Source organism: Novosphingobium sp., from assembly GCF_025351285.1.
Taxonomy (GTDB): Bacteria; Pseudomonadota; Alphaproteobacteria; order Sphingomonadales; family Sphingomonadaceae; genus Novosphingobium.
The window spans coordinates 1-20,316 of the sequence record NZ_JANXWG010000088.1 but is presented as its reverse complement, the minus strand read 5'-3'; the positions used below and the strand labels follow the sequence as shown (position 1 = coordinate 20,316).

Genomic DNA, 20,316 nt, shown 5'->3' with positions numbered 1-20,316 from the left:
CGCGAATTGCTCGATCAGGCCGACGCCTGAAGGGGCCGTCTATTTCGTCCATGTAAAGTTCATGCAGAACCGCTAGGGGCGCCCCATGCTCGGTCGCATTCTCGCACGTAAGCCACGGGCTACACCCCGCGCCAATGCCCTGCCGCCGGGAGAGCGCATTTACGCCATCGGTGACATTCACGGGCGCGCCGATTGCCTTGACGTGTTGATGAGCAAGATCGACGCCGACGATGGTGCGCGCGGCTCGGCCGAAACGACGCTGGTTTTCCTTGGCGACCTTGTCGATCGGGGAGCTGCGTCGCGTACAGTCATCGAACGCGCAATGGCGCTGACGGAACAGCGCCCTTGTCGCTTTTTGATGGGCAATCACGAGGAGGTGTTCATCAAAGCGTGGGAGGGCGACATCGCTTCAGTTCGGCTGTTCCACAGGATCGGCGGACGAGAAACCCTTGTCAGCTACGGGGTCGACCCAGACGACTATGACAAAGCCGATTTCGCAACGCTGGCCGAATTGCTCGGCGTCCACGTTCCTCCCGAACACATTGCCTTCCTGCGCCGGTTTGAGGATATTTACCAAAGCGGCGATTATGTCTTCGTGCATGCCGGTATTCGTCCCGGGATCCCGATTGCCGAACAGGATCCGACCGAGATGCGCTGGATCCGCGAGCGATTTCTCGGCGATTCGCGCAATCACGGCGCGATGGTCGTTCACGGCCATTCGATTGCAGCCAAAGTCGAGGAACGCCCGAACCGCATTGGCATCGATACCGGCGCCTACGCCAGCGGCCGGCTAACCGCGGTCGGGATCGAGGGATCGACCCACTGGTTCCTCGAAACCTGATTGAGGCTGCGTTTACCCAAGCACAACGGAGTTGCGCTAAGGCCTGACGAACACGTTTTTACAGAAGCGCAGGTTCAATGGCCCCGAAGCATCAGACAAAAGTTGCCGTCCTCGGTCTCGGCTATATCGGTCTGCCGACGGCAGCCGTTGTCGCGCGGTCGGGTGCGGCGGTACTCGGCATCGATATCCACCAGACTGTCGTCGATACCGTCAATTCGGGAGGCGTGCATATCGAGGAGGTCGATCTCGATGCGCTGGTTCAAGGCGTCGTGCAGCGTGGTCTTCTGCGCGCGTCGACCCAGATAGAACGGTCCGACGTTTTCCTGATCGCCGTACCTACACCGTGCGACGACGATCACGCCCCCGATATCAGCCACGTGCTCGCTGCTGCGCGCAGCATCGCGCCGGTGTTGAAGATTGGCGATGTCGTTATCCTCGAATCGACGTCGCCGGTCGGCACGACCGAACAGGTTCGCGATGCGCTCGAGGTTCTGCGCCCGGACCTGAAATTTCCGCACGCGGGGAACGGCGCCGCCGAAATTGCCGTCGCTTATTGTCCCGAACGCGTTTTGCCGGGCCGCATTCTGGTCGAATTGATCGATAACGACCGCTGCATCGGCGGCATAACGCCGCGCTGTGCGCGCAAAGCGCTGGCGTTCTACCGCACGTTTGTGCGCGGCGCGTGTGTCACGACGACAGCAAGAGTCGCCGAAATGGTCAAACTCAGCGAAAACGCGTTCCGCGACGTCAACATCGCCTTCGCCAACGAATTGTCGATCGTGGCGGACACGATGGGGCTCGATGTGTGGGAGGTGATCAAGCTCGCCAACCGTCACCCGCGCGTCAATATCCTGACCCCGGGGCCGGGCGTGGGCGGGCACTGCATCGCGGTCGACCCGTGGTTCATCGTCTCGGCCGCGCCCGAACAGACCCCGCTGATCCGCACCGCGCGCGAGGTCAACGACAAGAAAATCCACCACGTCATCGCCCGCGCCACCGCGCTGATCGAGGCCAACCCCGGCGTCCCGGTCGCGTGCCTGGGCCTGGCGTTCAAGGCCAACATCGACGATTTCCGCGAAAGCCCCGCACGGCTGGTGGCGGCGACATTGGCGCGCAAATACGGCAGCCGCATCCGCATTGTGGAACCCTACGCCGCGCAATTGCCGCGCGAATTCGAAGGCACCGGCGCCAGCCCGATCGACCTCGACGCCGCGCTGGAAGATTGCGGCGTGCTGATCGTGCTGGTGGATCACGATGTGTTCAAGTCGGTCCCGCTGGCGGAGCGATCGCGGCATGCGGTGTACGACACGCGGGGGATCTGGCCCGATCAGCCTGGGCAGGTTGAGCAGGTGGGGTTGCGGTTGGTGGGGTGAGTTGGAGGCATTGCCTCCTGCCATGCAAACCCGCCCCCAAGGTCCGGGGCGGTTAGTTTGGGGCTTGGTTCGATGGACTGTTCGAGCAAACTTTGCGAAGCGAGGAGAAATCCATCATGCCAAATGGCAAGCCTAGCGAAACCGGCGAACTTATGATCCAGTTCGCAATTCTTGAACTAATGAAGGACCGAAAGATATGGAGCAACTCAGATCTGAAGGTCCGATTGGCGCGAATCCTACCCCTCACGCCTAAAGATCGCAGCGTCGGAGCGCGAAAAAACGAACCACTGTGGGAAAATCGGGTAAATAACGCCCTTTCCCCTTCGCGGGACAGTTCGCTGTATGCAAAAAGACATGTTGAAAATTGCGGGCATGGCCTTCACCGAATAACCGAGCTCGGTTTGAAGTTTATCACTGAAGACTGGTAGGGTTCAGAATTCTGGTAACGAATTCCACGAGAACCCTGATTACTGATTACGCTCACTGATTACGGTGGCACGTTCCATAAGCCCTAAATGCATCCTATCCCCTGCCTCAGGTCGTTATCCCAAGCTGAACCGCTGGGCGGGGACATGGAATAGCATGTCCCCGAGGTGAGGGGGCGCGGGCAGCTTTCCTACATCGCCAAAATGTGGCTTACCCTTGGCGATGACGCCCAGCCGCCAACCCCTTCATCCGATCGTCCCGACCCGCACGGCGGCAGCTCTTGCTCCGGAATGGAAGATCACGCTCGGTGATCACGGAAAGCGGGGTTCGAAGCGCGCGTTCGATGGGGTGGACGGCAGAGCGGTGCCATTGGCAAACCCTCAGAAATCGGGGAATTTCTTCGCACTTCCCGACCTTCACCGTTCGCCAGCAAATCACGGCTCAGGCCACGCCGGACGTGCGCAAAAAACCGCGTCGAGCGTCAACCGGGAATGCCAATGTGCTTTCAAATAAACACGGCCGATGCGTACGAAGTTGGGCGCCCGATACCTTTGCAACCACCCGTTTGTGTCGAGCGAAGTCGAGACACGCAGGCGCCGCGCTTGGCGTGTCTCGACTTCGCTCGACACGAACGGGGGGCGGAGGAGATTTTGGCTGTCCTACACCCGCCAAATCTGCAAATCCGGCGGCGTTCTTTCAAATCGTCGGTAACACGCTGATTCGTCACGCAATTTGCAGGCGAAAGTTCCAGTGCGAACTTCACTTGCCATGCGTTATACGTGTGAGGTTAGAGAAGTTCGTTAGAAAAAGTATTGAATGCCAGTTACTTGCGGCGATCGCAACTTCGCGCAGCGCATGCACAAAACACCAAACACCGGGAGCGCGAGGGCGCTGGCCGTCGCTTCAACCCTTTCTAATATTTGAATAATTCCGCGAAACGCAACTTCACTCCCATTCAATCGTCCCCGGTGGTTTCGAGGTATAATCGTAAACCACCCGGTTGATCCCTGCGACTTCGTTGACGATGCGGGTCGCTACGCGGCTGAGAAAGCCGGCGTCGAAGGGGTAGATGTCGGCGGTCATGCCGTCGGTGCTGGTTACGGCGCGAAGCGCGCAGACGTTGTCGTAAGTGCGGAAGTCGCCCATCACGCCGACGGTGCGGACGGGCAAAAGGACGGCGAAGGCTTGCCAGATCGCGTCGTAAAGCCCGGCGTTGCGGATTTCCTCGAGGTAGATCGCGTCGGCCTTGCGCAGCACGTCGCAGCGTTCGCGGGTGACTTCGCCGGGGATGCGGATGGCCAAGCCCGGGCCGGGGAAGGGGTGGCGGCCGACGAAGATCTCGGGCAGGCCCAGTTCACGGCCGAGCGCGCGCACTTCGTCCTTGAACAGTTCGCGCAAGGGTTCGACCAGCTTCATGTTCATGCGTTCGGGCAACCCGCCGACGTTGTGGTGGCTCTTGATCGTGACCGAAGGCCCGCCGGTGAAAGATACGCTCTCGATCACGTCGGGGTAGAGCGTGCCCTGCGCCAGGAATTCGGCGCCGCCGATCTTGCGGGCTTCGGCTTCGAACACGTCGATGAAGGTCTTGCCGATGAACTTGCGCTTGGCCTCGGGGTCGGTGACGCCGGCCAAGCCATTGAGAAACAACGGTGCGACGTCGACGTGGACGAGCGGGATGTTGTAGGCGTTGCGGAACAGGCTGACGACCTGCTCGCTTTCGCCCAGCCGCATCAGGCCGTGGTCGACATAAACGCACGTGAGCTGCTCGCCGATCGCCTCGTGGATGAGGACTGCGGCAACCGCCGAGTCCACGCCGCCCGAAAGGCCGCAGATGACGCGCGACGATCCGACTTGCGCACGGATTTCGGCGATCTTGGTCTTGCGGTATTCGGCCATCGTCCAGTCGCCCGCGCAACCGCAGACGTGGCGGACGAAGTTGGCGATCAGCTTGCCGCCATCGGGGGTGTGGACCACTTCGGGGTGGAACTGGGTGCCATAATAACGCCGTTCGTCGTCGGCGATCACCGCGAAGGGCGCGCCGTCCGAGACCGCGACGATGCGGAAGCCGGGGGCGAATTCGGTGACCTTGTCGCCGTGGCTCATCCACACCTGGTGGCGTTCTCCGGACTTCCACAGCCCGTCGAACAGCACGCAGGGTTCGGTCACGGTCAGGAATGCGCGGCCGAATTCGCCCGAGCGTTCGCCGTCCGATCCGCCCGGTTCGACGGTGCCGCCGAGCTGGTGGCTCATGACTTGCTGGCCGTAGCAGATGCCCAGGATCGGCAACCCGCTGTCGAACAGCACTTGCGGGGCGCGGGGGCTGCCTTCCTCGGGCACGCCGGCGGGGGAGCCCGACAGGATGATGCCCTTGGGCTTCATACGGTGGAAGGCGGCTTCGGCCTGGGTGAAGGGAGCGATTTCGGAATAGACCCCGGCCTCGCGCACGCGGCGGGCGATGAGCTGGGTCACCTGGCTGCCGAAATCGACGATGAGGATCGATTCGCCGGCAGCGGCGGAAATGGTGTGGTCTGTCATGGCCTGCCGATAAGGTTGCGGGAGCGGGCTGTCCAGCGGGCGCAGCAGTTGCATTTCATGCAAGTGTGATCGGGTTGTTCGCACTTGCAGCAAGCAAAGCTCGCGCCTATTTCGCCGCCATCACGAAGCACCCGGAATACCGGGGCTGAACCAGAGAGTTCCTGCCTGCGAAGGTGCCCCATCAACAGGAGGACACCCATGCGCAATCTCACCATTCGCGTGTTGCCGATCATCATCGCCGCTGGCCTCAGCGGACTGATGTTCACCGCCACGCTGTACTGAAAAGCACGAACGGCTGCCACGCCCGGAGCAATCCGGACCGGCGGCCGTTTGGTTTTTGCGGACGTTGCGCTAGTACAGTTGCGTGTTACGCACGCGCTTTGCCCCCAGCCCGAACGGGCTACTACACCTCGGCCACGCTTATGCGGCAATCGTCGCGCATGATCGCGTGCTTGATCGCTTTGGGGCCGGCGGTGGCGAATTCCTGCTGCGGATCGAGGATATCGACGGCGCGCGCAGTCGGCCCGAACTGGCGCAAGAGTTTCGCGATGACCTGGCGTGGCTGGGCCTTGAATGGCGCGAGGTGGCGCCGCAATCGCAGCGCATCGCCAGCTACCAAATCGCGGCAGACCGTCTGTGCGCGCTGGGTTTGCTTTACCCGTGCCGCTGCACCCGCGCCGAAGTGGCTCGAAGTGCGACGAAGTCTGGCCCCGACGGCCCGGTTTATCCAGGCACCTGCCGCGTAACGCCCGTCGAAGCTGGCCCCGACGCGGCATGGCGGCTCGATATGGCCAAGGCCGTCGGGTTCACCGGGCCGCTGGCGTGGCATGACGAGATCGCCGGCGCGCAACTGGCCACGCCCGAACGATTCGGCGATCTGGTGCTGTGGCGCAAGGATGCGCCGGCCAGTTACCACCTGGCCGCCACACTCGATGATGCGGCCGATGGGGTGAGCGTGGTTACGCGCGGGCTGGACCTGTTCGCGGCGACGGCCGTCCACCGGCTTTTGCAGGCGCTGCTTAACCTGCCGGTTCCGGTTTGGCACCACCACCAACTGCTGGTCGAACCCGACGGGCGCAAGCTGGCCAAGCGCCGCGGATCGCCCGCGCTGGCCGATCTGCGCCGCGCCGGCCAGGACGGCCGCGCGCTGGCGGATGCGCTTAGGGCGCATGTCCTAACGGGTACTCGGATTCCCGCTGGCCTTTCGCTGGGGCGAGGCATAGAGGAATGACATGTTTTATATCCTTGTTCCGCTGCTGCTCATCTTCATGGGCCTTGCCGTCTATTCGCTGATCCGCGGCATCATCGCGTTTCTGAACTCGACCAAGCAGGATTTCGAATACAAGGGCGAAGGTGCCAGTCCGTCACAACTCGTCCGCAACAAGATGATGTTCAACCGCATCAAGTACCAGGCGCTGGCGATCGTGGTGGTGATGATCCTGCTCGCAGCATCGGGCGGCGGACGAAGCCACTAAAACGGACGCCGACAATCTCATGGTAAAGCTCAACAAGATTTACACCCGCACGGGGGACAACGGCACATCGGGGCTGGTCGACGGCTCTCGTCGCGCCAAGTTCGATGCGCGCTTTGTCGCGATCGGCGATGTCGATGAAGCCAACTCGACAATCGGATTTGCGGCCGCCGCAATGGGCGCGCACCCCGAAACTGCCGCCTCGCTGCGCCGCATCCAGAACGACATGTTCGATCTGGGCGCCGATCTTGCTACGCCCGGAGAGGACTTCGCGCCGTCGGAAATGGTTTTGCGGATCGTGTCCGCGCAAGTCGACTGGCTCGAAACCGCTATCGATGCGCTCAATGCCAACCTCCCGCCGCTGACCAGCTTTATCCTGCCCGGCGGCAGCGAACCGGCCGCGCGCACCCATTGCGCGCGCGCGATTGTCCGTCGCGCCGAACGCAGCGCCGTAGCGCTGGCCGAAGGCGAGCCGGTCAATCCCGCTGCATTGCAATATCTCAACCGGCTTTCGGACTACCTGTTCGTGCTGACCCGCGCGCTCAATGCCGGCGCGGGTGGCCCAGGATCAGGCGATGTGCTGTGGACACCGGGCGCCAACCGCTGACCACGTTGCCGATGCTGCAACTGCGAAGGCTTCCCAAATCGATTGCCCTGGTCTAGCGCGACGGCGGTGGCACAAAGATGCCGCAGTCATGCAGGGCACAAGCGCGATGAAGACAGTGGCAGTGATCGGTGCGGGGCAAATGGGCGCGGGCATCACGCAAGTTGTGGCGCAGGCGGGCATCACCGTGCTGCTGTCCGATATCGACCTGACTTCGGCCGAGCGCGGCAAGGCCACCGTCGGCAAGGCGCTTGAACGGCTGGTCGGGCGTGGCAAGCTCGATCCTGCCGAAGTCGACATCGTGCTGGCCAGGATCCGCCCGGTTGCCGATTACGCGCCGATGATCGAAGCCGACCTGATCATCGAAGCCGCCACCGAAAAAGAGGAGGTCAAGCGCAAGATCTTCGCGGGCGTCACCCCGTTCCTGGCGCCGAATGCGATCATGGCGTCGAACACCAGCTCGATCCCGATCACGCGCATGGCCGCCAGCACCCCCGATCCGTCGCGCTTCATCGGGCTGCACTTCTTCAACCCGGTGCCGGTGATGGGGCTGATCGAAGTGATCCCCGGTCTTGCCACCAGCAAGGACACCGTCGCGCGGATGCGCGTGTTCGCCGAACACCTCCGCAAGCAGGTCGTGCAGTGCGAGGACGAACCCGGCTTCGTCGTCAATCGCATCCTCCTGCCGATGATCAACGAGGCGGTGTTCGTGCTCGGGCAGGGCACCGGCAACATTCTCGATATCGACAAGGGCTGCAGGCTGGGCCTCAATCACCCGATGGGGCCGTTGGAACTTGCTGATTTCGTAGGGCTGGACACCTGCCTCGGTATTGTCCGGGTGCTGTATGAGACGACTGGTGACAGCAAGTACCGCCCGGCGCCGCTATTGGTGAAGTACGTTGAAGCCGGTTGGCTCGGTCGCAAGACCGGGCGCGGGTTTTACGACTATTCTGGCGATGCGCCGGTGCCGACGCGTTAGATTTCAATTCGTAAGGTAAATTCCAGAATATTTCCATTTTGGAGTCTTCGCAAATCGTGATCTTCTTTTGCTTGCCGGATCAGCCGGCAACGAAGGGGGATGATCATGCGAATGAAACTGATTGGCGCCGCGTGCGCACTCGTTCTTGGCTCGGTATCCACGGCCGCCATGGCCGAGGCCTACGTCGACTACACGCCGCAAAAGGGTCACTGGACGATCAATGCGATCGAAGTCGATCCCAACCACGTCGACGATTACCTGACCGGGCTAAAGTCCTCGCAAGTCACCGCATTCGAAGTGCTCAAGAAGCGCGGGCTGATCGATGACTACAAGTTCCTGGTGCGCAAGGGCTACATGAAGGGCGCGCCGACCGTGCTGATCATGACCCACGTTCCCTCCGATGGACTCGATGACCCCGATCAGGCGCGCGACCAGATGATCGACAAGGAAATCTACGCCGCATTCAGCAAGGAAAAGGGCGAAGCGATGGTCAAGGGTTACGAGAAGTATCGCACCTTCATCGACAACGGTGACTGGAAAGCCATCGATATGAAGAAGTAAGCGGGCCGATCAGGCGAGAGCGCGCGATGCCGTCGTGCAATCCCGCCTGTATCAGTTCCAGCCTGCGTCAAAGGAAATTGTTGGGCCAGATCATCGTGCGCCACATGTGCGCGCTGGGTGATCCATCGAAGCCGAGACCCTCGGCCGGCTGGCGAAAGTTGCGTTCGACCACTCCGGCAAGATCCGCCCAATCCACCTCGGCGAAATCGTCGAAGAAATAGGTATCGAACAGCGTGACCGCGCGCGCGGTCTTGTACCATTGGTGGGCCTTTGCGGCTTCGGCATCGCGGCGCAAGTATTCGGGCGGCACGAAATCCGGCCCGAAAAACATGTCGTAGCTGGCTGGATAGGCATAGCCCGCGTCCGGATCGGGAAAGTAGCGCAGTGCCTGGTGATGCTGCACCGCCCAGGCCACTTCTTCGCTGACATAGGGCGATACCAGTTGAGCGCTCCAGTACCCGTGATCGCAGCGGATCAGTGCGCCGTTGGAAATATCGTGCAGCAGGCAGGCCATGACCACGGTTTCGCTCTGCCCTTCGTCGAGCGCGCGCTTGGCGCTGACCGTAAGGTGTCGGCGGGTGACGGGGCCGAAGCGCAGTTCGACGAAATCGCGCAAGGTGGGCTTGTCGGGCATCGGCGGCAGCGCCGGATTGTCGCCCATCATCATGACCGTCTTGGGATTGAGCCGCTTGATGAGCGCCATTTCATCGGGTTCGTTGTCGGTGCCGAGCCAGCCGACCGGGGGCGTCAGGATCAGCCGCTCGCGGCCTTTTTGAGGCGTGGCGCGGGCATGCTGCGGATTTTCGGATGTTTGCTGGTTCATCGCCGCAGGCTTAGGTTGCAGCGATGCGCCGCGCAAGCACGGCCCTGCGGCAAAGGTTGATCGACCACGCCTGCGCGGGCTAGGGCTGCGGCCGAACCACCAGGGGAACAGCAGTGAGCATCGCACGATCATTCGAACGGGGCCCATTGCGTTCGATGTTGTTCATCCCGGGCGACAGCGAGAAAAAGCTCGGCAAAGTCGACCAATGTGGCGCGGACGCGGTAATCCTCGATCTCGAGGATTCGGTTGCGCTGCCCAACAAGGCGCGCGCGCGCGAACTGGTCGCGGCGTTCATTGCCGCGCGGCCGAAGGCGGGAAGGATCGTGCAATTGTGGGTGCGGATCAACCCGCTCGACACCGACCTTGCGCTTGGCGATCTGGTGGCGGTGTTGGGCGCGGCGCCTGATGGCATCATGCAGCCCAAGGCCAATGGCGCGGCCGATGTGGCGCAACTGTCGCACTATCTCGATGCGTTCGAGGCGCTGGCCGGGCTGCCGCTCGGTTCGACCGCGATTGTTCCGCTGGTGACCGAAACCCCGCGCGCGCCGTTCGCGCTGGGAGAATACGCAACCACGCCGCTGCCCCGGCTGGCGGGATTGAGTTGGGGTGCCGAAGATCTTTCGGCCGCGCTCGGCGCTTCGACCAACCAGGCGCCGGGCGGCGGTTTCGCGTTCACTTACCAGATGGTGCGTGCGCAGACACTACTGGCGGCGCATGCCGCAGGCGTGCCCGCGATCGACACGCTCCACGCCGATTTCCGCGACGACGCCGGCTTGCTCGCCAGCAGCCGCGAGGCGCGCAGTGAAGGCTGGTCTGGCCGGCTGGCGATCCATCCTGCGCAAGTCGGGCCGATCAACACCGGCTTTTCGCCGAGCGCCGAGGATGTGGCACTTGCGCGCCGTGTGGTCGCCGCGTTCGAGGCCGATCCGGGGCTGGGCACGATCGGCATCGATGGCCGGATGTTCGACATTCCGCACCTGAAAGCCGCGCGGCGGACGCTGGCGATCGCCGCAGCAGCACCCGCCGGTTAACCGCATTTGTTTCGCCCGCTTGCCGCTTCGCGCAAGGCATTTCGCGAGGTTGAAGGCCCGGACTACTTAGTTTGTTGGGTAGGTCGTTAACCTTGTCGCGCTAGCAGGCCTTTTGTATCGGCAAAGGATTGCAGCGCGACGTGAATGGATTGCCACCAGAAACGCGGCACAGGCTCGCGTCGAAGGACAGTTCGCCGCGCAATCTGCGCCTGCTGCCTCAATCCATCCGCGCGGCTTTCGGAAGCTTGTCGCGCGATCGCTCTGGTAACGTCATCGCGCTGGTTGCAGCCGCGATCATCCCGCTGATCGCGCTGGTCGGCAGCAGCATCGATCTGGGGCGCGGGTACCTGGCGCAATCGCGGTTGCAGTCGGCATGCGACGCCGGTGCACTGGCCGCGCGCCGGCAAATGGAAAGCTATGCCAACTTCAACCCGGCAACCCAATCCGCGCCAGTCGTGGCGCGCGGCAAGGTTCTGTTCGATAACAACTTCCCCGACGGCCAATATGGTTCGATCAACCGCAGCTTTACGGTGGTGATCCAGAACGACTTGGCGATCCTGGCCACCGCCTCGATCCGCCTGCCGACCACGATGATGCAGATCTTCGGCATCACCGGCATTCCGCTGACAACGACATGCGCGGCCAAGCTCAATTTCAACAACACCGATGTGATGATGGTGCTCGATACCACCGGGTCGATGGCCGATACCAACCCAGGCGATCCGGCGCCCAAGATCGACGAGCTGCGTTCCGTAGTGATGTCGTTCTACAACCAGCTCGAAGCGGCCAAGACCGCGGGCACCCGCATCCGTTACGGATTTCTGCCCTATTCGACCAACGTCAATGTCGGCTTCCTGCTCAAGTCGGACTGGATGGTCGACAACTGGACTTATCAGTCGCGCGTGCCGGTCGATCTGGGCACGACGTACACCGCTTATGTCGGCAACTGGACGTACACCAAGATCAGCGGATCGATGACGCCAATTACCAGCTATGATTCGCCCACATGTCCTTCAGATACAGTAATTTACAATCAAACATACGCCAACCAAAGCAACGCTGGCACCGTAACCGAGGACGATATCTATCGTACCGTTGCCACCGGCAACGCCTACAACTGCGCACCCGTTTCAGAAGGTAGCTTCACTGTTACCGGATTTACATACAGCAATTACCTGTATGAATCCGAATACAAGGTAACAGGCCAGCATACTTTCAAGAACTATGCCTGGAACTACAAGCCTGTGTCGTACCTGGTAAGCGGCATCAAGGGTAGCATGGGGTCCTCGCCGATTGCGGGCGGCTCCATCAACGCACCGGTCTTCTGGGACAGTGACTTGCGTGCTCCCGCCACCTACCCCGTCAACTTCGCCGGCTGCATCGAAGAACGCGATACCACCGAGATTTCAGACTATAGCAATGTCGATCTCAACCAGGCGCTCGATCTCGATATCGACCGGGTTCCGACGCCGGGCGATCCACGCACGCAATGGCGGCCGATCTTCGAACAGATCGACTTCGATCGCGCCATGAACTGGGATGGCAGCGGTGCGTTCTCGACTTCGCCCACCCAGGTCGACGCCGATTTCGTCAATCCCACCTGGGGTGGCTTTTCGGCTTGCCCGGCACCCGCGCGCAAGCTTGACACGATCGATCAGGCCTCGTTGCAAAGCTATCTCAACACGCTGAACCCCAACGGCAGCACGTACCACGACATCGGCATGATCTGGGGCGGAAGGCTGCTTTCGCCGACCGGTCTGTTCGCCGCGGAGAATTCCGACCTTCCGGACGGGCCGACCAACCGCAACCTGATCTTCCTGACCGACGGCATGACCTCGACGCTGGACTTGTCGTACGGCACTTACGGTGTCGAACCGCTCGACCAGCGCCGTTGGTCCAGCGCATCGCCGCTGACTTTGAACCAGGTTGTCGAAAACCGCTTCACCCTGGCCTGCAACGAGGTCAAGAAACGCAACATCACGGTGTGGGTGATCGGCTTCGGCACCACGCTCAACCCGGTGCTGACCAGTTGTGCGGGCGTGGGGCACGCTTATTCGGCGCAAAATGCCTCGCAATTGACCGCGGCGTTTTCGTCGATTGCGTCGCAACTTGGCAACTTGCGCATTTCGAAGTGAAGCGCGTTTTGAGCGCCTGATCCGGACCTTCGTTTCGGAGGAGCTTGTTCGGCTAACCCACTCGCAGGCTTTCGATCAGATCGTCGGCAAATGCCTCGAGCGCGTGGGGGTGGGCCTGGCTTGGCTGCATCATGGCCTGGACGCGAAAGCCGACCAGCGCACTGAGCGTCACCTTGGCAAGCCGGCGCGCTTCATCCGGGCCGAAAGCGCCGGCGAAATAGCGTTCCAGCCGGGCGGCGGTCTGCTCTGGTCCGCGTGCGAAGAACAATTCGCCCAATTCGGGGAAACGGCCGCTCTCGGCGATGATCATCCGGAACAGTGTCGTCGATTCGGCCGAAAGTAGCTTTTCGAAGAAGCGCAGGCAGAATTCCCTCAGTCCGCGGATCGAGAAGCGTTGGCCGCCAAGCAGTTCGTCCATGCTTTCGGCAAACCCGCCGACCATGCTGTCCGCTACACCCGCGAACAGCGCTTCCTTCGAAGAAAAATGCGCCCACAGCGTTGCCTTGGACCCACCCAACGCCTCGGCCACGGCTGACATCGTCGTGGCTGCATAGCCCTGTTCCAGAAACAACCGTTGCGCCACGGCCACGATTGCGGCGCGGCGTTCAACGCGGTTGCGCTCGCGCTTGCCGGGCGTGCAACCGTTCTCTTCGGAACCTGTCCTTTGGGGCGTAGGAGCATTCATCGTACCGGATCGTACACTTTTTGATTGACATTGCGCAATCCCTCTTGCAACAAAAGTGTACTAATTGGTACGGAGTTTCGTCAATGCAAAGCGCCAGCCGGCTGTCCTCGGGGGCCTTGTTCCGTGCCAAGCGCGGTTTGCTTATGGCAGTACCGGCGGTGTTGGTGCTTTCGGCCTGCGCACCCGATCTCGGAACGCGGCCGCAACCGCTGTCGTCCGCACAGCTTGAAAGCGCGCGTTCGCTGGCTTCTGGCGCAACGGCGGCTGCATGGCCGGTCGATCGTTGGTGGCAATCCTACGCCGATCCACAACTCGATGCGCTGGTCGACGAAGCGCTGGCGCATTCGCCCGACGTCGCGGCAGCAACCGCGCGGATCCGCCAGGCGCGTGGATTGGCGCGGCAGGCGGGCGCAGCGGCGCTGCCGCAACTCGGCGCCGGCGGTTCGGCCGGAGTCAACGAACAGAGCCGCAACTTTGGTATTCCGCCGCAATTCGTGCCCAGCGGCTTTCGTGATACCGCCGAAGCCGATCTCAACGGTAGCTTCGATCTCGATCTTTGGGGCAAAAACAAAGCGCAACTTGCAGCCGCCACGTCCGATGCCAAGGCGGCCGAGATCGACGCACGCCAGGCCGCGCTGATGCTGTCGGCGCAAGTGGTCTCGACATACGGTGAACTCGCGCGGCAGACCCGCGATGCGCAGACCTTGCAGGAAGCCCTCACTGCGCGCGATGCCAACGCCAGGCTCGTCCGGCAACGCCGCGCCGCCGGGCTCGACAGCGAATTGCCTGTGCGCCAGGCCGATACTGCGGTGGCCAGCGCGCGTTTCGACTTGTCGCGCACGCAAGAGCAGATCGCCGCGACGCGCCATGCATTGGCGGCATTGCTCGGCGCCGGGCCCGATCGCGGGCTGGCCATCCAGCCACCGACGATCGCGCCCGCCGGCACCATCACGCTGCCTGCCGACGCCGGTATCGCGTTGGCCGGACGGCGCCCGGACATTGTTGCGGCGCGGTTGCGGGTCGAGGCCAGCGGCCGGCGTACCGATGCGGCGCGCGCTGCGTTCCTCCCCGACATCAGCCTGTCGGGTTTGATCGGCTTCACCTCGTTGGGCATCACCAACTTGTTCGCGGGCGCGTCGCAATATGGCAACGCCCGCGCCGCGATCAGCTTGCCGATCTTCGACGGCGGACGCCGCGCGGGCAATCTCACCCAGGCGCGCGGCGGGTACGACGAAGCAGTCGCGCGGTATGATTCCACCGTGATCGCGGCGCTGCGCGAAGTGGCCGATGCGGTGTCTGCGCGCGAGCAGGCGCTGGTGCAGATCTCGTCGGCCGCACGCTCGCTTGCCGATGCTGATGTCGCCAGCGCGCTGGCCAACCAGCGGTATCGCGCCGGGCTTTCCAACTATCTCGAAGTCCTCTCCGCCAGCGATCGTGCGCTTGCCGCGCGTCGTGCCGATAGCGATGCCCGCTTCCGCCTGTTCGCGCTCGACGTATCGCTGGCGCGGGCACTGGGTGGCGGTTTTTCCGATACCATCAGCTTGAGCCGGGCCTTGCCCGATAACACTACAGGACTTTCCGCGCGATGACCGACAATCACCAGCCACTGCATGAAACGGGTTCGGCCGAGCATTCTCCCGACGACCACGTCGATACGCAGGCTGTGCCGCGCGCGGAGTCGCAGCAGGAGCCCGAGGAAAAGCCCGCCATTGCCGCCGGCAAGCGCAAGATGCTGTTCATCGTGTTCGCGGCGGTGATCGTGACGATCGCGGCGGGCGTATGGCTTTACCAGACCTTCATCGGTTCGCGCAGCGTCTCCACCGACGATGCCTATGTTGCCGCCGAAACCGCGCAAGTCACCCCGCTGACCAGCGGACAGGTGACCGAACTCGTCGTGAGCGACACCCAGGTTGTGAAGAAGGGCGATGTGCTGTTCCGGCTCGCCGGATTCGATCAGCGCAACACGCTCGCCACCGTCGAGGCCGACTATTCCGCCGCTCGCCGCCGTTATGAGCAGACATTGTCGCAAGGCTCGGCGCTATCCGCCACCGCCGATGCGCGCAGCGCGTCACTCACTTCGGCGCGCGCGCAAATTGCGGTGGCGCAAGCCGATGTTACCCGCGCTCGCGCCGACTTGTCGCGTCGGGAAGCGCTGGTGGGCAGTGGTGCGGTTTCGGGTGAAGAACTGACCACTGCGCGCAACGCATATTCGGCCGCAGTTGCGCGTGCCGCTGCCGCGCAAGGCGCGCTCGCCCAAGCCAACGCCGATGTCGTCAGCGCCAGATCCAGCGCGCAGGCTGCATTCGCACTGGTGCGCGGCACCAACATCGAGACGGCCCCCGAAGTCCGCGCCGCCGCCGCGCGGCTCGAACAGGCGAAGCTCGATCTCGATCGCACCACTGTGCGCGCGCCGGTCGATGGCGTGGTAGCGAAGCTGGCGGTCCAGACCGGCCAGCGCGTGACTGCGGGCACCGTCACGATGATGATCGTGCCGATCGACAAGCTCTACGTCGATGCGAACTTCAAGGAAAACCAGCTCGGCCGCGTGCGGATGGGCCAGAAGGTCACCCTTACTTCGGACTATTACGGCAGCAAGGTGGTGTTCAACGGCAAGGTTGCGGGTTTTGCCGGCGGCACGGGCGCGGCATTCTCGCCGATCCCCGCGCAGAACGCGACCGGCAACTGGATCAAGGTGGTCCAGCGGCTGCCTTTGCGCGTGGCGCTCGATCCGGCCGAATTGCGCGTGCACCCGCTGCGCGTAGGCCTGTCGATGGCGGCCGAGATCGACCTGACGGACGATAAGTAATGGCCACGGCTGCGGCTCCGACCGCTTCCATGCCGCAACCCGGCGCGTCGGCTGCGGTGCCCCCTTTCGGCCGCGGCGCGATGATCGTCGCGGGCATGACGCTGGCGCTGGCCAACTTCGTGGTGGTGCTCGACCTGACGATCGCCAACGTCTCGATCCCGCACATCGCCGGTGCGTTGGCGGTGACGCCGCAGGACGGGACTTATGTGGTCACGTCCTATTCGGTGGCCGAGGCGATCTGCGTGCCGCTGACGGGCTGGCTGGTGGCGCGGTTCGGCGCGGTGCGCAGCTTCATCTTTGCGCTGGCGGGTTTCGGGCTGTTCTCGATGCTGTGCGGGCTGTCGCAAAGCATCGGCATGCTGGTGTTCTGCCGGCTGGGCCAGGGCTTTGCCGGCGGACCGCTGATGCCGTTGACGCAAACATTGCTGCTGCGCGTGTTCCCCGATCGACTGCGCGGCCAGGCTACCGCGATGTGGGCGATGACCACCGTGACGGCGCCGATCGCCGGCCCGATCCTGGGCGGCTGGATCAGCGATGGCTGGTCGTGGCAGTGGATTTTCTTCATCAACGTGCCCGTCGTCGCCGCGTGCCTCACCAGCGCGATCGTGCTGTTGCGCCGGGTGGAAACGCCCACGCGCAAGGACCCGATAGACCTCGTAGGCCTGTCGTTGCTGGTGGTGTGGGTTGGCGCGCTGCAACTGATGCTCGACCTGGGGCGCGAAAAGGACTGGTTTGCCTCGCCCTTTATCTGGGCGTGCGCGATTACCTCAGCAATCGGCTTCGGCGCGTTCCTGATCTGGGAATTGACCGAAAAACACCCGATCGTCGATCTCAAGATATTCCGGCATCGCGGGTTCGTGGCGGCGATGATCGCGATGTCGGCGTCCTATGGCGCGTTCTTCGCCTCGATCGTGGTGATCCCGCAATGGCTGCAATCGTCGATGGGCTACACTGCGACTTACGCCGGCTATGCCATGGCCTTCCAGGGCATTTTCGCGGTGATGATGGCGCCGTTCGTGCCGCAACTGATGAAGCGCATCGATGCCCGCGTGCTGGTGTCGTTCGGGGTGGCGTGGATGGGCATGACCTGCCTGCTGCGCACGCAATGGAACACCGACATGGGCTTCTGGTCGATCGCGATTCCGCAATTGATTCAGGGCATCGGTATGCCGCTGTTCTTCATCCCGATCACCGTGATCAGCCTGAGTGCGGTGCTGCAATCCGAAACCGCTTCGGCTTCGGGGCTGATGAATTTCGCGCGCACGCTGTCGGGTGCGTTCATGGCGGCGATTTCGGGCACCGCGTTCAGCAACCTGATCGTGACCAACCACGTGCGGTTGTCGGACACGCTTAACGCGCCTGAATCCGTGCTGGCGGGGCTGCGCGCGCGCGGGTTCGATCCGCTGGGCGCCACCTCGATGCTCGAAAACATGGTCACCCAGCAGGCGACCGCGCTGGCGATCACGCAGATATTCGGTCTGGCCGCGCTCATGTTCTTCGTGGCCGCTGCGACGGTGTGGCTGAGCCCGCGTCCCAAGGCGATGCCGCAAGAGATCCCTTCCGGCCATTGACAGGGCACACGCCGGGGTCTTTCAATTGGCGCGATGAACGAAACCCACCGCGCCTGGACTCACGAGGCGATCCGCAAGATCGAAGCCGATTTCGCGCGCTCGGCCGATACCCACCTGGTTCGCGTCGATCTGCCGAAGTTTCCCGGCATCACGCTGTATCTCAAGGATGAATCGAGCCATCCCACGGGCAGCCTCAAGCACCGGCTGGCGCGATCGCTGATCCTCTACGCGCTGTGCAACCAGAACCTGGGACCCGAATCGACGCTGATCGAGGCGACCAGCGGCTCGACCGCGGTGTCCGAGGCTTATTTTGCGCGGCTGATCGGTTTGCGCTTCATCGCCGTGGTGCCGCGCAGCGTATCACCCACCAAGCTCGATGCGATCCGCTTCTACGGCGGCGAAGTGCGCGGGGTGGATAACGCCGGCGCCGTGTATGCGGAGGCCGAGCGGCTGGCGGAGGAGACCGGCGGGTATTACCTCGACCAGTTCACTTATGCCGAACGCGCAACCGACTGGCGCGGAAACAACAACATCGCCGAAAGCCTGTTCCGCCAGATGGGCCGCGAAGAACACCCGATCCCGCGCTGGGTGGTGTGCGGCGCGGGCACCGGCGGCACCTCGGCCACGATCGGACGCTATGTCCGCTACGCGCGCCACCACACGCAATTGTGCGTGGCCGATCCCGAAGGCTCGGTATTCCACCGCCACTTTGCCGACCGCGCGGTCACGACGCTGGCAGACGGCTGCAAAAGCTACATCGAAGGCATCGGGCGCCCGCGCGTGGAACCCTCGTTCATCCCCTCGGTGATCGACCGGATGATCGCAGTGGAAGACGCCGCCAGCGTGGGTGCAATGCGCGCGATCTCGGCCCGGCTGGGGCGCCGCGTGGGTGGATCGACGGGCACAAACGTGGTGGCTGCGATGACATTGATCGCGGAAATGGCTGCTGCGGGCGAGGAAGGCTCGGTCGCCACGATCCTGTGCGATGCGGGCGAGCGCTATGCCGCAAGCTACTACGACGATGCGTGGCTGGCCGCGCGGGGGATTGCGTGGGAGGCTGAAGCCGAGCGATTCAACGGGTTGCTGGCACGGTAAGCGCGCGCTGATCTGCACGCCCCATCGCCAGCAGGATCGGATCTCCCGCCTGCCGCGCCATGAAGGCGGCCTTGCTGTCGATCCCCTCCCATCGCAGCCCCACCAGCACTTGCCCGATCGCCCCGCCCAGCGTTTCGCCGGGGCCGAGCAGCACGATCCGCTCGGGCGCGAATTCACGGATCGCGACGGTGAGCGCGGCAGTGAAATCGTATGTTTCGAGGATCTGCGCGCCGAAGGTGTAATCCCACAGCGCGGCAGAGGTGGAGGTAAAAGGCCGCACGATCGCCCCACGTCCGTCGATCAGCGGCAATGCCGGGTTGCCGAACCACGCTTGCGGAAGCTCGGACCGTGCGGCTCTGGTGCTCGGCCCCATCAGCGGAGTGTGGAACGGCCCGTTGCCGGCAAGGTGCAGCGGCGGGCGCGGCAACGGCGGCAGCGCGGCTTCCAGCGCGGCTAGGGCTTGCGCCTCGCCCGCCACCACCAGCATCCCGCCTAGCTGGATCGAGGGAAGCGCACCCGCTGCCTTCACAGCCGCCTCGACTTGCGCCGCCAGTGCGGGATCGATGCGCCAGTCGTCCCCAGCGAGTACCAGTACCATCTGCCCGCCCCGCGCGTGCTTCTGCGAGTTCACCCCCATCGCATCGGCAATGCGAAAACCGGCGTCGGGCGTCACCGCGCCCGCGCAAGCCAACGCGATGTACCAGCCCATCGAATTGCCCGTTACCGCCACCACCTCGAACCGCTCGCGATCGATCGCGGTGAAATCGCACCACGCGGCGGCATGGATCAGCGGTGCCGCGACATCGCCGCGCGTGTGGAGCGAGGGCTGGAACTTGGCCATGCCGTCGAGCGCGGTCAGCGGCTCCTTGCCTGCTTTAACGCGGATCGCATCGAACTGTGCAAGGTCGTGGTGACCCGCATGGTGCCTTGCCAGATAGCCAAGTTCGGGCGCGTTGTAAGTGCCGCGCCCGGGGCAAACGACGAGCGCGCTCTCCTTAGCCACGACACAATTTCAGCGCCGCCGCCACAATCGAATCGCGGCTCGGCAAAGTCAGCGTCGCGGCGCGGGCGAGCGCGATGAAGCTGTCGGTCGCCGCGATCCGCGCCACGCGCTGGCCCGGCGCGCGCTCGGCAAACAGCGCCATCAGCGCCTCGCTTTGCGACCCGGTCACGCGGCATTCGTCGACGATCAGCACGTTGCGGCATGGTGCGGTCGCCGCCAGCAGCGCGTCCTCGGCCAGCGGGGCGAGCCAGCGCAAGTCGATCACCCGCGCGGCAACGCCATGTTCGGACAGCAGCCTTTCGGCCTGCCGCGAAAGGTAATAGCCGTTGCCGTAGGACACGATTGCCAGATCGGTGCCCGCACCGTGCGCGCCGAT

General features: G+C 63.3%; 18 protein-coding genes. 13 read left to right on the top strand and 5 right to left on the bottom strand.

All coding sequences use genetic code 11. The annotated features are described in order from the left end of the window. The first annotated feature begins 85 nt into the window (after positions 1-85). Both Q0R16_RS10820 and wecC read left to right on the top strand, forming a co-directional pair. The gene (locus tag Q0R16_RS10820; RefSeq protein ID WP_295635906.1) at positions 86-841 is read left to right on the top strand and encodes a metallophosphoesterase family protein; all 756 of its coding nucleotides are present in this window, start codon (positions 86-88) and stop codon (positions 839-841) included. A 77-nt stretch (positions 842-918) separates the two neighbouring features. Beyond that, on the top strand, positions 919-2,214 hold the full coding sequence (gene wecC / locus Q0R16_RS10815) for a UDP-N-acetyl-D-mannosamine dehydrogenase (RefSeq protein ID WP_295635905.1): 1,296 nt from the start codon (positions 919-921) through the stop codon (positions 2,212-2,214). 1,371 nt (positions 2,215-3,585) lie between these two features. Here wecC and guaA read toward each other — a convergent pair. Beyond that, positions 3,586-5,175, bottom strand: a complete 1,590-nt coding sequence (guaA, locus tag Q0R16_RS10810) for a glutamine-hydrolyzing GMP synthase (protein ID WP_295635904.1) — start codon at positions 5,173-5,175, stop codon at positions 3,586-3,588. Positions 5,176-5,539: 364 nt separating this feature from the next. On the opposite strand from guaA, the gene gluQRS reads away from it, so the two are divergent. From gluQRS to Q0R16_RS10785, 5 genes are all read left to right on the top strand, one after another. Further along, positions 5,540-6,406: a tRNA glutamyl-Q(34) synthetase GluQRS gene (gluQRS, locus tag Q0R16_RS10805; RefSeq protein WP_295635903.1), complete on the top strand. Its 867-nt coding sequence runs from the start codon at positions 5,540-5,542 to the stop codon at positions 6,404-6,406. A 1-nt stretch (position 6,407) separates the two neighbouring features. Then, on the top strand, positions 6,408-6,650 hold the full coding sequence (locus Q0R16_RS10800; protein WP_295635902.1) for an HIG1 domain-containing protein: 243 nt from the start codon (positions 6,408-6,410) through the stop codon (positions 6,648-6,650). 19 nt (positions 6,651-6,669) lie between these two features. Beyond that, entirely contained in the window at positions 6,670-7,254 is a 585-nt protein-coding gene (locus Q0R16_RS10795; RefSeq protein ID WP_295635901.1) for a cob(I)yrinic acid a,c-diamide adenosyltransferase, read from the top strand. Between the two features lie 106 nt (positions 7,255-7,360). Further along, entirely contained in the window at positions 7,361-8,230 is an 870-nt protein-coding gene (locus Q0R16_RS10790) for a 3-hydroxyacyl-CoA dehydrogenase NAD-binding domain-containing protein (RefSeq protein WP_295635900.1), read from the top strand. 111 nt (positions 8,231-8,341) lie between these two features. Further along, complete coding sequence (locus Q0R16_RS10785; RefSeq protein ID WP_295635899.1) at positions 8,342-8,791, top strand: hypothetical protein; 450 nt, start codon at positions 8,342-8,344, stop codon at positions 8,789-8,791. Between the two features lie 67 nt (positions 8,792-8,858). On the opposite strand, the gene Q0R16_RS10780 is transcribed toward Q0R16_RS10785, so the two are convergent. Next, positions 8,859-9,614 carry an HD domain-containing protein gene (locus Q0R16_RS10780; RefSeq protein WP_295635898.1) on the bottom strand — a complete coding sequence of 252 codons (756 nt, stop codon included), beginning with the start codon at positions 9,612-9,614 and terminating at the stop codon, positions 8,859-8,861. 155 nt (positions 9,615-9,769) lie between these two features. Between Q0R16_RS10780 and Q0R16_RS10775 the strand changes: the two genes are divergently transcribed. Next, a complete protein-coding gene (locus Q0R16_RS10775) occupies positions 9,770-10,645 on the top strand; it encodes a CoA ester lyase (RefSeq protein ID WP_295635897.1) in 876 nt (291 codons plus the stop codon). A 140-nt stretch (positions 10,646-10,785) separates the two neighbouring features. Then, positions 10,786-12,780 carry a Tad domain-containing protein gene (locus tag Q0R16_RS10770; RefSeq protein WP_295635896.1) on the top strand — a complete coding sequence of 665 codons (1,995 nt, stop codon included), beginning with the start codon at positions 10,786-10,788 and terminating at the stop codon, positions 12,778-12,780. Between the two features lie 52 nt (positions 12,781-12,832). Here Q0R16_RS10770 and Q0R16_RS10765 read toward each other — a convergent pair whose 3' ends face one another. After that, a complete protein-coding gene (locus Q0R16_RS10765; RefSeq protein WP_295635895.1) occupies positions 12,833-13,465 on the bottom strand; it encodes a TetR/AcrR family transcriptional regulator in 633 nt (210 codons plus the stop codon). Positions 13,466-13,548: 83 nt separating this feature from the next. Here Q0R16_RS10765 and Q0R16_RS10760 point away from each other — a divergent pair, with 83 nt between their 5' ends. From Q0R16_RS10760 to Q0R16_RS10745, 4 genes are read left to right on the top strand one after another with little or no spacing between them, the layout of a single operon-like run. Beyond that, a complete protein-coding gene (locus tag Q0R16_RS10760; protein ID WP_295635894.1) occupies positions 13,549-15,054 on the top strand; it encodes an efflux transporter outer membrane subunit in 1,506 nt (501 codons plus the stop codon). Beyond that, positions 15,051-16,271, top strand: coding sequence for an HlyD family efflux transporter periplasmic adaptor subunit (locus Q0R16_RS10755; RefSeq protein WP_295635893.1), 1,221 nt, complete (start codon positions 15,051-15,053; stop codon positions 16,269-16,271). Before Q0R16_RS10760 ends, Q0R16_RS10755 begins: the two co-directional genes overlap by 4 nt. Further along, positions 16,271-17,842 carry a DHA2 family efflux MFS transporter permease subunit gene (locus Q0R16_RS10750; RefSeq protein ID WP_295635892.1) on the top strand — a complete coding sequence of 524 codons (1,572 nt, stop codon included), beginning with the start codon at positions 16,271-16,273 and terminating at the stop codon, positions 17,840-17,842. Before Q0R16_RS10755 ends, Q0R16_RS10750 begins: the two co-directional genes overlap by 1 nt. Before the next feature lie 33 nt (positions 17,843-17,875). Further along, the gene (locus Q0R16_RS10745) at positions 17,876-18,937 is read left to right on the top strand and encodes a PLP-dependent cysteine synthase family protein (protein ID WP_295635891.1); all 1,062 of its coding nucleotides are present in this window, start codon (positions 17,876-17,878) and stop codon (positions 18,935-18,937) included. Here Q0R16_RS10745 and Q0R16_RS10740 read toward each other — a convergent pair. After that, the gene (locus Q0R16_RS10740) at positions 18,915-19,940 is read right to left on the bottom strand and encodes an ACP S-malonyltransferase (RefSeq protein ID WP_295635890.1); all 1,026 of its coding nucleotides are present in this window, start codon (positions 19,938-19,940) and stop codon (positions 18,915-18,917) included. The genes Q0R16_RS10745 and Q0R16_RS10740 overlap by 23 nt on opposite strands. Continuing rightward, positions 19,933-20,316 (bottom strand): transketolase C-terminal domain-containing protein (locus tag Q0R16_RS10735; protein WP_295635889.1); only part of this gene is annotated, 384 nt, incomplete at its 5' end. The genes Q0R16_RS10735 and Q0R16_RS10740, both read right to left, overlap by 8 nt.